Origin of the sequence: Streptomyces sp. NPDC047706 (assembly GCF_043204795.1) — a bacterium.
Lineage (GTDB): Bacteria > Actinomycetota > Actinomycetes > Streptomycetales > Streptomycetaceae > Streptomyces.
On sequence record NZ_JBIDCW010000005.1, the window covers coordinates 249,909 to 263,892 of the forward strand.

Annotated in this window: 9 protein-coding genes; 3 read left to right on the forward strand and 6 right to left on the reverse strand. The window is 71.4% G+C overall.

The features are described from left to right. Positions 1-4: 4 nt before the first annotated feature. Positions 5-451, reverse strand: coding sequence for an MGMT family protein (locus ACGF8A_RS08430; protein WP_393105568.1), 447 nt, complete (start codon positions 449-451; stop codon positions 5-7). 185 nt (positions 452-636) lie between these two features. On the opposite strand from ACGF8A_RS08430, the gene ACGF8A_RS08435 reads away from it, so the two are divergent. From ACGF8A_RS08435 to ACGF8A_RS08445, 3 genes are all read left to right on the forward strand, one after another. Beyond that, positions 637-3,447 (forward strand): YbhN family protein, encoded by a 2,811-nt coding sequence (locus ACGF8A_RS08435; protein ID WP_393105570.1) that lies wholly within the window; start codon positions 637-639, stop codon positions 3,445-3,447. A 156-nt stretch (positions 3,448-3,603) separates the two neighbouring features. Beyond that, entirely contained in the window at positions 3,604-5,148 is a 1,545-nt protein-coding gene (locus tag ACGF8A_RS08440) for an alpha/beta hydrolase (protein WP_393105572.1), read from the forward strand. Between the two features lie 173 nt (positions 5,149-5,321). Further along, on the forward strand, positions 5,322-6,863 hold the full coding sequence (locus ACGF8A_RS08445) for an alpha/beta hydrolase (RefSeq protein WP_393105574.1): 1,542 nt from the start codon (positions 5,322-5,324) through the stop codon (positions 6,861-6,863). Between the two features lie 65 nt (positions 6,864-6,928). Here ACGF8A_RS08445 and moeZ read toward each other — a convergent pair whose 3' ends face one another. The 5 genes from moeZ to ACGF8A_RS08470 form a co-directional block, all read right to left on the reverse strand. Then, positions 6,929-8,107, reverse strand: a complete 1,179-nt coding sequence (moeZ, locus tag ACGF8A_RS08450) for an adenylyltransferase/sulfurtransferase MoeZ (RefSeq protein ID WP_393105576.1) — start codon at positions 8,105-8,107, stop codon at positions 6,929-6,931. Between the two features lie 63 nt (positions 8,108-8,170). Then, positions 8,171-8,920 (reverse strand): spherulation-specific family 4 protein, encoded by a 750-nt coding sequence (locus tag ACGF8A_RS08455; RefSeq protein ID WP_393105578.1) that lies wholly within the window; start codon positions 8,918-8,920, stop codon positions 8,171-8,173. Next, positions 8,908-9,999: an NAD-dependent epimerase/dehydratase family protein gene (locus tag ACGF8A_RS08460; RefSeq protein ID WP_393105580.1), complete on the reverse strand. Its 1,092-nt coding sequence runs from the start codon at positions 9,997-9,999 to the stop codon at positions 8,908-8,910. Before ACGF8A_RS08460 ends, ACGF8A_RS08455 begins: the two co-directional genes overlap by 13 nt. Before the next feature lie 672 nt (positions 10,000-10,671). Next, positions 10,672-11,724 carry a hypothetical protein gene (locus ACGF8A_RS08465; RefSeq protein ID WP_393105582.1) on the reverse strand — a complete coding sequence of 351 codons (1,053 nt, stop codon included), beginning with the start codon at positions 11,722-11,724 and terminating at the stop codon, positions 10,672-10,674. 365 nt (positions 11,725-12,089) lie between these two features. Next, positions 12,090-13,826, reverse strand: a complete 1,737-nt coding sequence (locus tag ACGF8A_RS08470; protein WP_393105584.1) for a DUF3492 domain-containing protein — start codon at positions 13,824-13,826, stop codon at positions 12,090-12,092. Between the last annotated feature and the right edge of the window lie 158 nt (positions 13,827-13,984).

The window sequence follows — 13,984 nt, forward strand, 5'->3', positions numbered from 1 at the left end:
CGGATCAGAGGCCTCCCGCGGAGGCGTCCGATGGCGGAAGCTGGCAGGTGTGAGCCTCCGCGCGTTCGCCGCCGTCCCACCGCGCGCGTCTCATGTCGACGCGCGGCAGGTGGCCCTCGGCCGCCCGGGCCGCCGCCTTCAGGGGCGTGCCCTCGGCGCGGTAGTGGCCGAGCGCGTCGAGTTCGTGCCCGGGGAGCAGGACACCGTCCGCACGGACGACGCGCCACCACGGAACGGCACCCCCGTAGAGAGCCATCACCCGGCCGACCTGCCGGGGACCGCCCTCCTCCAGCCACTCGGCGACATCCCCGTACGTCATGACCCGTCCTTCCGGAATCAGTTCGGCGACCTCCAGGACCCGATCGGCGTACTCCGGCAGGCCTTGTGCGTCCTCCGGCAGGCCCTGTGCGTAATCCGGGCGGGCGTCCTCGGGAAGGCTGTCCTCGCTCATTCGCCCCATCCTGCCGCACACCTCCGACAACGCGACGCGCTCGCCACTGTGCGTAACGTTCGCCGTGGGGCAGAGCTTCGGGCAGACTGTGCGCCCCGCATTTGCACCCTGATGCCCCCGTGTGTCGGTGGAGCATGCCACCATCGTGCGGGCGGTGACTGGTGATACGAGATCAAGAAGAGACCATGAAGCAGCAGGGTGTGCACCCCGATGACACGGAGAGCACCCCTGATGCCTCGTCGCGCCCACACACCGCCGACTCGGACGAAGCACGCGTGAAGGGGGCAGGAGAGCCGACCGGGCGAGGTGACGCCGAGGACGCCGAAGGCACCTCCGGACGTGGTGGCGACGACTCGGACGGCGTGGCCGGGCGGGGCACCGGCGACGACTCCGGCGACCCTCACAGCGACGAGGTGGAGGGCGACGAGCCGCTCCTTCCCGCGCGCGTGCACCGCCCTTCCGACCTGATGCGGCTCCTGGTGGGCGTGCTCGCCGTCGTCGTGCTGCTCGCCATCGCGGCGTTCGCGCACGGCACCACGTCGGGGCTCGAACAGGACATCAACAAGGGCACCGGACAGGCGCCCGACCTGCTCATCAAGATCGCCGGGCTGGCGTCCAGCATCGCGATCCTGCTGGTACCGGTGGCGTTCGCGATCGAGCGGCTGATCAAGCGGGACGGGCTGCGCATCGCCGACGGCGTGCTCGCGGCGGTCCTCGCACACGGGGTGACGCTGGCGACCGACCTGTGGGTCGCCCGGGCGGCGCCCGGCTCGATCCAGGACGCGCTCACCCAGCCCTACCCCGGCGACATCAACGCCCTGACCGACCCGGTGCACGGCTACCTGGCCCCGGTCATCGCGTACATGACGGCCGTCGGCATGTCCCGCAGACCCCGCTGGCGCGCGGTGCTGTGGATCGTGCTGCTCCTCGACGCCTTCTCGATGCTGGTCACGGGGTACACGACGCCGTTCTCGATCATCCTGACGGTGCTGATCGGCTGGACCGTCGCCTACGGCACGCTGTACGCGGTCGGCTCGCCCAACGTCCGCCCGACCGGCCGGACGCTGATGGCGGGCCTGCGGACCGTCGGCTTCCACCCGGTGAGCGCGTCCCGTGAGGACACCCCGGACGCCGCGGACGCCGGTGACCGCGGCCGCCGGTACTTCGTCGCGCTGGAGGACGGCCCACCGCTGGACGTGACGGTCGTCGACCGCGAACAGCAGGCACAGGGCTTCTTCTACCGGGTATGGCGCAACCTGACACTGCGCGGCATCGCCACCCGGCGCAGCCTGCAGTCGCTGCGCCAGGCCCTGGAGCAGGAGGCCCTGCTGGCGTACGCGGCGATCGCGGCGGGCGCGAACGCGCCCAAGCTGATCGCCACCTCCGAACTCGGCCCCGACGCCGTGATGCTCGTCTACGAGCACACCGGCGGCCGCACCCTCGAATCGCTGCCCGACGAGGAGGTCACCGACGAACTGCTGCGCCACACCTGGCACCAGGTGCGGGCACTGCAGTCGCGACGCATCGCGCACCGCAGGCTGGCGGGTGACGCGATCCTGGTGGATCGTTCCGGCACCGTGATCCTCACCGACCTGCGCGGCGGTGAGATCGCGGCCGGCGATCTGTTGCTGCGCATGGACGTCGCCCAGCTCATGACGACGCTCGCCCTGCGGGTCGGCGCCGAGCGGGCGGTTGCCTCAGCCGTCGACGTGCTCGGGCCGGACACCGTGGCCGCCTGTCTGCCGATGCTCCAGCCCATCGCCCTCACCCGCTCCACGCGCGCGACGCTGCGGCGGCTGGCCAGGGAGCGGGCGGAGCGCGAGCGCGAGGCGGTGCTGGACGCGTCCCGGCAGGCCAAACAGGCCCGGCTCGAAGCGGCCGGAGACGATGCCGCGGCCGCACTCGAAAAGCCCGGCAAGAAGGCCGTACGCGCGCAGAACAGGGCCGAGAAGCGGGCCATCGGCGAGGCTCTGGACGAGGCGCGCGAGGACGATCTGCTCACGCTGATCCGGCACGAGGTGCTGCGGATCCGGCCACAGGCTCCTGTCGAACCGGCCCGCCTGGAGCGTGTGCGGCCGCGCACGCTGATCAGTTTCATCGCCGGCGCGATCGGCGCGTACTTCCTGCTCACCCAGCTCACCCACATCGAGTTCGGGCCGCTGATCGCCAACGCCGAGTGGGGCTGGGTCATTGCGGCAGTGCTGTTCTCGGCGTTCAGCTATGTGGCCGCCGCGATGGCCCTGCTGGGCTTCGTGCCCGAGCGGGTGCCGTTCCCACGGACGGTGGCGGCGCAGGTCGCCGGGTCGTTCGTGAAGATCGTGGCGCCGGCCGCGGTGGGCGGTGTGGCACTGAACACGCGCTTCCTGCAGCGCTCGGGGGTGCGACCGGGACTCGCGGTGGCCAGCGTAGGCGCCTCGCAGTTGTTCGGGCTCGGCTGCCACATCCTGATGCTGCTGGCGTTCGGCTATCTGACCGGTACCGAGAAGACCCCCTCCCTGTCGCCGTCCCGGACCGTCATCGCGGGTCTGCTGACGGTGGCGGTGCTGGTGCTCGTGGTGACCTCCGTGCCCTTCATGCGGAAGTTCATCGCCACGCGCGTGCGGTCGCTGTTCGCGGGTGTCGTGCCGCGCATGCTGGACGTGCTCCAGCGGCCGCAGAAACTGGTCACCGGCATCGGCGGCATGCTGCTGCTCACCGCCTGCTTCGTGATGTGCCTGGACGCCTCGATCCGCGCCTTCGGGGACGAGACGACGTCGATCAGCATCGCCAGCGTGGCCGTGGTCTTCCTCGCGGGCAACGCGCTCGGTTCGGCAGCCCCGACTCCGGGCGGTGTGGGTGCCGTCGAGGCGACCCTGACCGTCGGCCTGATCGCCGTCGGCCTGCCCAGCGAGGTCGCGGCCCCGGCCGTACTGCTGTTCCGGCTGCTGACGCTGTGGCTGCCGGTGCTGCCGGGCTGGCTGGCGTTCAACCATCTGACGCGGAAGGGCGCACTGTAGGAGCGGGTCCCGGGGGTGCGACGGGTGAGTTGCAGACGCGCGCGTACCGCGCCTCGCAGGCCATCCCGTTCGTGTCCCGCCCAGGCCACCGCGTGCGTACCTCGTACGGCCCGCCCACCGCGAGCGGCCCGGCGCCGGCGGGCGCAGGATGGATGCATGCCGAATCCTTCCCGGCTGCGCGCCGCTGCCCTGACCGTCTCCGCCGTGTTGCTGTCCACCGTGCTGGCGGGGTGCGGCGAGGACTCGCAGGACCAGGATCTGACGGCCCAGACGCTGAGCTGGAAGGACTGCCCGGCGCCCGACCAGGCACAAGGCGGTGGTGATGCGCCCTCTCCGCTGCCTGACGGCGACGAATGGCAGTGCGCGACCATGAAGGCGCCCCGCGACTGGGACGACCCCGAGGGCGACACCATCGGCATCGAGCTGATCCGGGCGAAGGCGAGCGGTCCGGCGGACCGGCGCATCGGCTCGCTGATCTTCAATTTCGGCGGGCCCGGCGGCTCGGGCGTCACGACGCTGCCCGCGTTCGCCGAGGACTATGCCACGCTGCGCACCCGCTACGACCTGGTGAGCTTCGACCCACGTGGCGTCGGCCGCAGTGCCGGGGTGTGGTGCGAGAACGACCAGCAGCTCGACGTCTACTTCCAGCAGGACGCCACACCGGACGACGCCGCCGAGCGCACCGAATACGTCGACAACGTCAAGGCGTTCAACGCCGCCTGCGACAAGAACTCCAGCAAGATGCTGCCGCACGTGCAGACCACCGAAGCGGCCCGGGACATGGACCTGATGCGCCAGGTGCTCGGCGACGACAAGCTCCACTACTTCGGCATCTCGTACGGCACCGAACTGGGCGGCGTCTACGCGCATCTCTTCCCCAAGAACGTCGGCCGGGCGGTCTTCGATGCCGTGGTCGACCCGACACAGAACTCCGAACAGGGCTCCCTCGGGCAGGCCAAGGGCTTCCAGCTCGCGCTCGACAACTACGCGCAGCACTGCGTGTCGCAGGTGGAGGACTGCCCGGTCGGGAACAGCGCGCAGGACGTCAAGAACCGCATCGCCCAACTGCTCAAGGATCTGGACAGCAGGCCGATTCCCGGCATCTTCCCCCGCCAGCTGACCCAGACGGCCGCGACCAGCGGCATCGCCCAGGCCCTGTACTCGCAGGACTTCTGGGAGTACCTCACCGAGGGGCTTGAGCAGGCGTACGACGGTGATGGCCAGATCTTGATGATGCTGTCGGACTCGTTGAACGGCCGCAATCAGAACGGCGAGTACAGCAACCTCACCGCGGCCAACGTCTCCATCAACTGCGCCGACGACAAGCCGCGCTACACCACCGAGTACGTGCGGGGGAAGCTGCCCGAGTTCCGGGCCGCCTCGCCGGTGTTCGGTGACTACCTCGCCTGGTCCATGATGAGCTGCACCGACTGGGCGGTGCCCGGCGCCGCCGACCATCCGGACGTCAGTGCGCCCGGCTCGGCGAAGATCCTCGTCATCGGCAACACCGGCGACCCGGCCACGCCGTACGAGGGTGCGCGCAGGATGGTGCAGGCGCTGGGCAAGGGGGTCGGCGTGGAGCTGACGTACAAGGGGCAGGGGCATGGCGCGTACAACAGCGAGAGCAAGTGCGTGAAGCAGGCGGTGGACGGCTACCTCCTGGACGGGAAGGTGCCGACGGGCGGGACGGTCTGCACCTGACCGCTGCGTCGCCTGACCGCCGCGACGACGCTCAGGCGACGCGGCAGATATCCCTAAACTTGCAGGTCAAAAGGTTATCCACAGGACCACACGGCTCAGGCTCGCTCCGCCTACCATGGCGGGACAGCCGTTCGCGATGGAGCGCGGGCGGCGAGACAGGGGGGATTGTGGCGATGGCACGCTTCGTACGGCGGACGGCGCTGACCGTCGCCGCCGGGCTGTTGGCGGCGGGTTGCGCAGGCTCGTCCGACGATGCGTCGGACAACGGCAAGGGGACGTCCGCGCCACCCCCGACAGCCAACGGGCCGGCCTCGGGGCTGCCCTCCGCACTCGCGGACCAGAAGCTGGACTGGGGCGACTGCGCGGCCACCGACGGCGCCCCCGCCCCGGGAGACGAGTGGCGGTGCGCGACGTTGAAGGTGCCACTGAACTGGGCGCAACCGCAGGGCGCGACGATCGACCTTGCCCTCATCCGCTCCGAGGCGAGCGGCGACGACCGCATCGGCTCGATGCTGTTCAACTTCGGCGGCCCCGGCGGCTCGGGATTGTCGACCATGCCGGCGTACGCCTCCACCGCCTCTGAGCTGCATGAGCGGTACGACCTCGTGAGCTGGGACCCCCGCGGGGTGGGCGCCAGCGAGGGCATCCGCTGCCGCAGCGACGAGGAGATACAGGCCGCCGAGGCCGTGGACGTCAGCCCGGACACACCGGCCGAGGAGGCGGCGTACTTCCGGGACGCCGCCGACTTCGGCCAGGGCTGCGAGGCGTCCAGCGGCAAGCTGATCGCGCACGTCTCGACCGCCGACACCGCCCGCGACATGGATCTGATGCGCCATGTCCTCGGCGACTCGAGGATGCACTACTTCGGCATCTCGTACGGCACGGAACTCGGCGGCGTCTACGCCCATCTGTTCCCCAGGAACGTGGGGCGACTGGTGCTGGACGCGGTCGTCGACCCGAGCGCCGACGCGGTGGGCCACGCCAGGAACCAGACACTCGGCTTCCAGCGCGCCCTGGACGGCTACCTGAAGTCGACCGGCCAGGACCCGGTTCAGGGCTCCCGTAAGATCGCGGCCCTGCTGGAGCGGATCGACGCGGAACCACTGGCGACATCCAGCGACCGGAAGCTGACGCAGACGCTCGCCTTCACCGGCATCGTCCTGCCGCTGTACAGCAAGTCGAGCTGGCCCACGCTCACCATGGCCCTGGAAGCCGCCGAAGAGGGCGACGGCTCCGCCCTGCTGGCACTCGCCGACAGCTACAACGAGCGCGACGAGGCGGGCCGCTACGCCACGGCGACCCACTCGCAACGGGTCATATCGTGCTTGGACGACAGGCAGCGGCCCACACCCGAGGAGGCGAAGAAGCTGCTGCCGGAGTTCGAGAAGATCTCGCCGGTGTTCGGTCAGTTCCTCGGATGGGACACGGCGGGCTGGTGCCACGAATGGCCGGTGGCCGGGCAGTCCGACACCCCGGAGGTCAGCGCTCCGGGCGCGGCGCCGGTCCTGGTCGTGGGCAACACCGGCGACCCCGCGACCCCGTACGAGGGCGCCCGCAGGATGGCGGACGAGCTGGGCAAGGACGTCGGGGTGATGCTCACCTGGAAGGGCGAGGGGCACGGTGCCTATGGGAGCGGGAGCGACTGCGTCGACTCCACGATCAACGCGTACGCGCTGAACGGAACGGTGCCGAAGGACGGCAAGGTCTGCTCATGACGCCGACGGGGGCTTCGCGCATCCATGGCACGCGAAGCCCCCGCCGCAGAGGGAGTTCGTCCGGATCAGTAGACCGGCTTGTCCGGTTCGATCTGGTTGACCCAGCCGATGACGCCACCGCCGACGTGGACGGCGTCGGAGAAGCCCGCCGACTTCAGGACCGCGAGGACTTCCGCACTGCGGACACCCGTCTTGCAGTGCAAGACAATCTTCTTGTCCTGCGGGAGGGACTCCAGAGCGGTGCCCATGAGGAACTCGTTCTTGGGGATCAGCTTGGCGCCCGGAATCGAGACGATCTCGTACTCGTTGATCTCGCGGACGTCGATGATCTCGATGTTCTCGCCGTCGTCGATCCACTCCTTGAGCTGCTTCGGAGTGATCGTCGAGTCGGCGGCCGCCGCCTGGGCCTCCTCGGAGACGACGCCGCAGAAGGCCTCGTAGTCGATGAGCTCGGTGACGGTGGGGTTCTCACCGCAGACCGCACAGTCGGGGTCCTTGCGGACCTTGACCTGGCGGTACTGCATCTCCAGGGCGTCGTAGATCATCAGGCGGCCGACGAGCGGCTCACCCGTGCCGGTGAGGACCTTGATGGCCTCGGTGACCTGGATGGAGCCGATGGACGCGCACAGCACGCCGAGCACGCCGCCCTCGGCGCAGGAGGGGACCATGCCGGGAGGCGGGGGCTCCGGGTAGAGGCAGCGGTAGCACGGGCCGTGCTCGGACCAGAACACGGAGGCCTGGCCGTCGAAGCGGTAGATCGAGCCCCAGACGTACGGCTTGTTCAGCAGCACGCAGGCGTCGTTGACCAGGTAGCGGGTCGCGAAGTTGTCCGTGCCGTCGACGATCAGGTCGTACTGGCTGAAGATGTCCATCACGTTGTCGGCCTCGAGCCGCTCCTCGTGCAGGACCACGTTCACGTACGGGTTGATGCCGAGCACGCTGTCGCGGGCGGACTCGGCCTTGGAGCGGCCGATGTCCGACTGGCTGTGGATGATCTGGCGCTGCAGGTTGGACTCGTCGACCTCGTCGAACTCCACGATGCCGAGGGTGCCGACGCCCGCCGCGGCCAGGTACATCAGGGCCGGCGAGCCCAGGCCGCCGGCGCCGACACACAGCACCTTGGCGTTCTTCAGCCGCTTCTGCCCATCCATCCCGACATCGGGAATGATCAGGTGGCGGGAGTACCTGCGGACCTCGTCTACGGTGAGCTCGGGGGCCGGCTCGACCAGGGGTGGCAGCGACACGGGGACTCCGTTGGTCGGTCTATCACTACGGATGTTCTCCTCGTAACACTGCCACGGCCTTTTTCATTCCGAGACACCTGTTCCGATACGCGAGACGATTTCGTCCCAGTAGCCGGGCATCGTCTCCCAGGGGCCGGTGCGCCCGCCGCGATCCGTCCGGTCGGTGAAGTAGATGGTCGCGGCTCCCTGCCAGCGGGCGATGCGCAGCGCCTCGTCGAGATGACCGCGGGGCACTCCGTGCACGAAGTGGCAGAAGCGCTCCGGCCCGTGTTCGGCCGTCCACTCGGCGGCCTGCGACCAGCGGTAGTCACTCCAGGAACCCCGGAAGGTGACCAACTGGTCGGCGGACTCGGCATAGCCGGGACACGGGTGTGTCCCATGACCGAGGACGATGTGGGCATCGTCGTGCAGGGCACGCAAGGTGGTGGTCGTGCGGTGGACCTCGCGGTGGCCGGCGCGGTCGGCCGGGCAGCGGTCCAGGAGGAAGCCGTCGACCTGGTACCAGTCGAGATACCGGCGGGCGTCCGCGATCGTCTCACCGAAGGGGCGGGCTCCGTACCGGATGTCGAGATGGCCGAGGACTCGGACGCCGGCGTTGCGGAGCCTGCCCGCCGCCTCCAGGCAGTGCGGGTCAGGGAGGGCGCCGGGACCGTCGGAGACGTTCAGGACGACCCAGTGCAGGGCGGCACCGTGGCGGGTGAGTTCGCCCCACTCGGTGGCGGCGAGGAGTGGGTGCGCAGGGCCGGGGACGCCTAATCCGGTGTGGACGCCGGTGTCGGCCGTTCTCGCCTTTGATCTGGTCAGATACGGCATGCCGCCTCCATCCAGATGTCGGCGAGGGACTCTTCGAGGTTGATGCGAGGGCGCCAGCCCAGGCGGTCGCGGGCGGTGCGGACGTCGGCCTGCTGCCAGCTGCCGCAGCCGTCCGGATAGGGGTATGCCGCGGGGCCGGTGTGCGCCGAGTGGGTGGAGGCGTGCGTGGACTGAAGGGTGTGCGGAGGGTGGGAGCCGTGCCCCTGGTGAGAGGCGTGAGCGGCGTGGTCCGCGTCCGTGCGGTGGACCAGAGGGTCGGTGCTGCGGGGGTGGGCCAGGGGTTCCGGACGGGGGTGGCCGATCGAGGGGCGCAGGGCGCCGGGTGGGCCGTCGAGTTCGTGCAGGGCGCCGCCGTAGCCGGCCACACGGGCGAGGATCGCGGCGGCGTCGCGCAGACGGACGGCGCGGCCGGAGCCGATGTTGATGACGCCCTGCGCGGCGGACAGCGAGGCGGCGTGCACGGCGCGGGCCACGTCGCGTACGTCGATGAAGTCGCGTTGGGCGCCGAGACCGCCGAGTTTGAGTTCGCCGTCGCCGGTCTGCATGGCGCGCCGCATGGCCTCGGCGAGGCGGCCGAGAGGGGAGCCTGCGGGGGTGCCGGGGCCGGCCGGGGAGAAGACACGGAGTACGACCGCGTCCAGGCCGGAGCCGAGGACGAGTTCCGTGGCGGCGAGTTTGCTGACGCCGTAGGGGCCGCCCGGGCGGGGGACGGCGTCCTCGGCCGTGGACGAGCCGGGCTGGCTCGGACCGTACTCGGCGGCGCAGCCGATCTGGACGAGGCGGGCGCCGCAGCCGCTGCGGCGCAAGGCCTCACAGACGGTCGCCACGGCGACGGTGTTGTGGCGGGTGAGTTCGCGGGCTCCGCCTCGTGTGGTGCCGGCGCAGTTGATGACCACCCCGGGATGGACGGCGTCGAGGAAACGGGTGAGGGCGCCGGGGCTGCCGGAGGCGAGGTCGAAGCGGACGTCGGCGTCGTCGCCGCGCCCGAGGGCGGTGAGCTGGACCGCCGGGTCGGCGAGGAGGCGGTCGGCGACGAAGCGGCCCAGATAGCCGTTGGCTCCGATCAGCAGGACTCTCATCGGGCTGCTCCCGGGTCCGGGCTGGCGGGTCGGGAGGTCGTCATCGGGGATCTCCTTGGGAAGGGGTGCGGGTGGCCTGCGGCGCCTGGGCGGGTGGGGCCACGTCCTGTCGGATCAAGTGGCTGGCGACGCCCGGTCGGGCGAAGCCAGGTGTGCTGGGTGGGTCTGCGGCGCCGGTCGGGCGAAGCCACGTGTGGTGGGTCGGCCTGCGACGCCCGCTGGGGCGAAGCCACGTCTGCTGGGTGGGCCTGCGGCACCGGAAGCGAGGAAGACACGTATGCGGGTCGCCCTGCGGCAGCCGCTGGCGCGAGCCACGTGCCGGCCTCTGCGGTGCCTGAGCACGAGCCCCGGTGTGTAGCGCCTGCTCTGCGGCGACTGCGACTGCACTCGGCTCTCGGCTCTCGGCTCTCGGTGCCACGCCGGGCGCCGTCATGCCCGCGGTGGCCCGTGCGGATCGTGGGAGTGCGTGCAGCGCCTGCGGGCGGTGCGTGGTGCATGCGCGCCGCGGGAGGAGACCCGCCAACGCTCCCCCTGCACACCGCAGGTGGACACCCCGCATTCCGCCTGCGTACGGCCGGCGAGCACCCGCCCACGCTCCCTCAGTTGACCGCGAGCCGAATCGGACCCGCCACGTCCACGTTCCGCCGGGGACTGACGCCCGTGCGCCTCGGCTCACCATTGCGTCGCCGTTCCGGCGTGCGCCGAAGCGCGGGTCAGTTTGCGGGTGGCGTGGATCAGCAGGGCGGCGGCCGCTGCTCCGCAGGTCAGGGTGGAGATGGTGCCAGGGCCCCAGATGTCGATCAGGGTCTCGACGGGAGCGGCGAGGAAGGCGCAGTGCGGGAGGCGGGCCGTGAAAAGGGTGGCCAGCGCGGCTGTCTGGGCTGTGGCCGTGGCCGTGAGGATCACGGTGGGGGCGTAGGTGAATCCGTGGGCGCCGAGGAGGCGGGCCAGGAAGAGAAGGGCGGCGAGGGTGAGGGTCTGCGGGTAGAGGACAGGCTCTTCGAGAGCGAAGGCGGTGACGGTGAGCATCGCTGCGGTGGCCGCCAGGAACAGGCCGAACGTGCCGAGGAGCAGGGGCCGTACCGAGGTGGCGAAGTCTTCGAGCCCTCTGCTGACGGTCAGTCTGTGGCGGGCCCGCACCGCGAAGTGGTGGGCCAGCCATGCGGCAGGGGCGCAGGCGAGGGTCAGGGTGAGGACGGGGACCGCGGTGAGGGGCCAGGCCGCGTCCGGCGTGGCGGCGGGGAGGGTTTCGGGGCCCCCGGAGGCGGCTGCTCCCAGGAGGCCGTCGCCCAGGGTGGCGTAGACGAGGAGCGAGCACATCCACAGGTGGGCGCCAACCGGTTGGGGTCTGCTCGTGCTCAGGGGGCCTTTGGCCAGGGCCGCATGGAAGGAGAGGGTGACGGCGAGGGTGCCTGCCGCGGCCGCGACGAGGCGTGCCTGGCCGTCGGTCACGTGGAGGGCGGCCAGCGTCGCGATGCAGGTGGTGCCGGGGAGGAGGGTCCGCAGGATCCAGGCAGCGCGGAGGCGAACAGTGGCAGGGGGTGTGGCGCTGTGCGGGTTGTCGTTGGCGCGGGGAGCCCGGGCGTACATCTCCTCGGCCAGGGAGAAGACATCCCTGTGGCGGAAGCGCGCGGCGGTGCGGTCGGTGATGCCATGGGCCTCCAGGCCCGCAGCGATCTCCAGAGGGTCCACGGCGCGCTCGCACAGGTCACGGTGACGGTGCATCAGGGCCTTCACCGGATCCGCGGGTCCGCGGCGCGGGGTGCGCTGAGCGGGATGGAGGGCATGGGTGGCGGGCCCGGCCGCCGCCTCCCTTGCCAGAGATTGCTCTCCCTCCCTTGCCGGAGACTGCTCTCCCTCCCTTGCCGGAGACCGCTCCCCCTCCCTTGCCGGAGACCGCTTCCCCTCCGCAGTCAGCGACCGTTCCGAACGGGGGTCCCATGCGCCGGGTCTGCCGGGAGTGCCTGGAGTGCCGGGCAGCCCGCGTTCGTGTACATCGGCTCTCTGTACATCGGCCCTCTGTACGTCGGCCTTGTGTACGTCGGCCCTCTGTACTGCGGCCTCGTGTACGTCGGCCCTGTGTCCCTCGGTCATCGGGCTGCCTCCGCCGCGGGGACGCGGGTGGTGGCGCGTACGGGCGGGCCCGCCGCCCAGCCGGGCCCACCGCGGGCCACCATGCGGCTCGCGGCGGAGGTCCAGCGGCCGGGAAGGTGGGCCTCGGCGGGGACTGCGAAGGGCAGGGGGTCACCGGCGTAGTCGAGGGCCGTGTGGCGGGCGGGGCAGCGCGAGACGATCTCCAGGTAAATGCCGTGAAATGCCGCGACGTTCTGCTCGACGGTGAACAGCTCGAGTGCGCGGGCGCGCGCTGCGGCGCCCAGCCGTTCACGGCGCTCCGGGTCGCGCAGCAGCGCCACGCACGCCTCCGCGAGCGCCCGGGGGTTGCGCGGCGGCACCACGAGCCCCGTACCGCCGATGACCTCCACCACCGCGCCGACGTCCGTCGACACCGTGGCCCGGCCGCAGAGCATGGCCTCGACCAGGCCGACCGGGAAGCCTTCGACGACGCTGGACAGGACACTCACGGCACCGGAGGCGTAGGCGTCGGCGAGGGTCGGTGTCTCCGGGCCGCCGATCTCCTCGAAGGAGACCGGGTTGTCCCCGACGGCGTGCGGGCCGTCGGCCTCGTCGGGGAAGAGCTGGGCGGCCAGCGCCTTGCAGTGGGTGAGGTAGGCGGCGCCCTCGGGGCCGGTGGGCGCGCCGACGACACGCAGGCGGGTGGCCGGTTCGGCCTTGCGGATCTCCGCGAAGGCATGGAGGAGGGAGACGAGATCCTTGGCCGGTTCGACCCGGCCGACCCAGACCAGCGTGTCGGGCGCCGCGCGTTCCGGGGACTCCCCCACCTCGGCGAAGGGGGCCGCGTCCATGCCGGGGTACACCGTGCGCAGCTTCGTACGGTCGGCGCCGCAGCGCTCCTGCCAGCGACGGGCGTGCGCGTTGCCGGGCGTGATGCACGAGGCCTGGCGGTAGATCTCCGCGGCGAGCCTGCCGTGGAAGGCGGCGAGCAGGGATCGCACGGCGGGCGGGGTGTCAGCGGCGGCGAGGTAGTGCGTGCGCAGCCGCACCCCGTACTCGGTGACCAGGAGGGGTACGCCGGTGAAGTGCCGGGCCAGCAGGCCGGGCAGGGCCGCCGCGCCGCCCGACGCCGCGTGACACAGGTCGGCCGAGCCGAGCCCGTCGTCCTCGTACCAGTCCAGGGACAGGGGGCGCAGGGCGCGTTCCAGGTGGGCGGCGACGGTGAGCAGATCCGGTACGCGGGCCTCGTGCGCCGTACGGAGGGCGCCGGGCGCGCGACAGGCGCGCTCCACGGCGCGTACGGCGGTCTCGGAGCGCAGCGCGCCCACCAGTCCGCCCTCCTCGCGGGCGAGTTCGGCTAGGCCGTAGAGGGCGCTGGCGAAACGGTCCGCCACAGTGGCCGACGAGTTGTCCGGCCGCCCGGCATCGCCCTTGTGCGCTTCGGTGCCCGCTCCGGTCGCCGCTCCGGCGCACAGGACGGCCGCAAGCTCGCCGTAGCACTCGGCGAACCGTCGTCGCGCGCGGCGGCCGTGGACGACGCCGTCGTCCTCCGCCGTCCACAGCGGTGCCGTGCGGACGTGACGGACCTGGGACGGCAGTGCGAGCCAGCCCTCGCCCTCCTGGTCCTCGCTGCGGCTGAGCACGTAGACGTCGATCTCGTGCTGCGCGAGCCCGCGCACCAGCCGGTCGCACCAGGTACTGGCGTCACCGCTCACGTACGGATAGCCACCCTCGGTGAGGATTCCTATGCGCACGGATGCACCCCCGATCTTCCTTATGGGAAGCCGCCGTTGGACCGGCGGCTCGCAGCGGGAAAGAACGTATGCGGGCAAGCCGGTGGCGGGGGGGGGGGGGGGGGGGGGGGGGGGGCGGGGCCGGGGGGTCGCGGGGGTCGGGTGGGTGGGGCGGGGGA

What these genes read in the sequence shown, in the direction of transcription:
- ACGF8A_RS08430 (WP_393105568.1), bottom strand. Translation starts at nt 451, where the DNA reads ATGAGCGAGGACAGCCTTCCCGAGGACGCCCGCCCGGATTACGCACAG.
- ACGF8A_RS08435 (WP_393105570.1), top strand. Translation starts at nt 637, where the DNA reads ATGAAGCAGCAGGGTGTGCACCCCGATGACACGGAGAGCACCCCTGAT.
- ACGF8A_RS08440 (WP_393105572.1), top strand. Translation starts at nt 3,604, where the DNA reads ATGCCGAATCCTTCCCGGCTGCGCGCCGCTGCCCTGACCGTCTCCGCC.
- ACGF8A_RS08445 (WP_393105574.1), top strand. Translation starts at nt 5,322, where the DNA reads ATGGCACGCTTCGTACGGCGGACGGCGCTGACCGTCGCCGCCGGGCTG.
- ACGF8A_RS08455 (WP_393105578.1), bottom strand. Translation starts at nt 8,920, where the DNA reads ATGCCGTATCTGACCAGATCAAAGGCGAGAACGGCCGACACCGGCGTC.
- ACGF8A_RS08460 (WP_393105580.1), bottom strand. Translation starts at nt 9,999, where the DNA reads ATGAGAGTCCTGCTGATCGGAGCCAACGGCTATCTGGGCCGCTTCGTC.
- ACGF8A_RS08465 (WP_393105582.1), bottom strand. Translation starts at nt 11,724, where the DNA reads ATGCACCGTCACCGTGACCTGTGCGAGCGCGCCGTGGACCCTCTGGAG.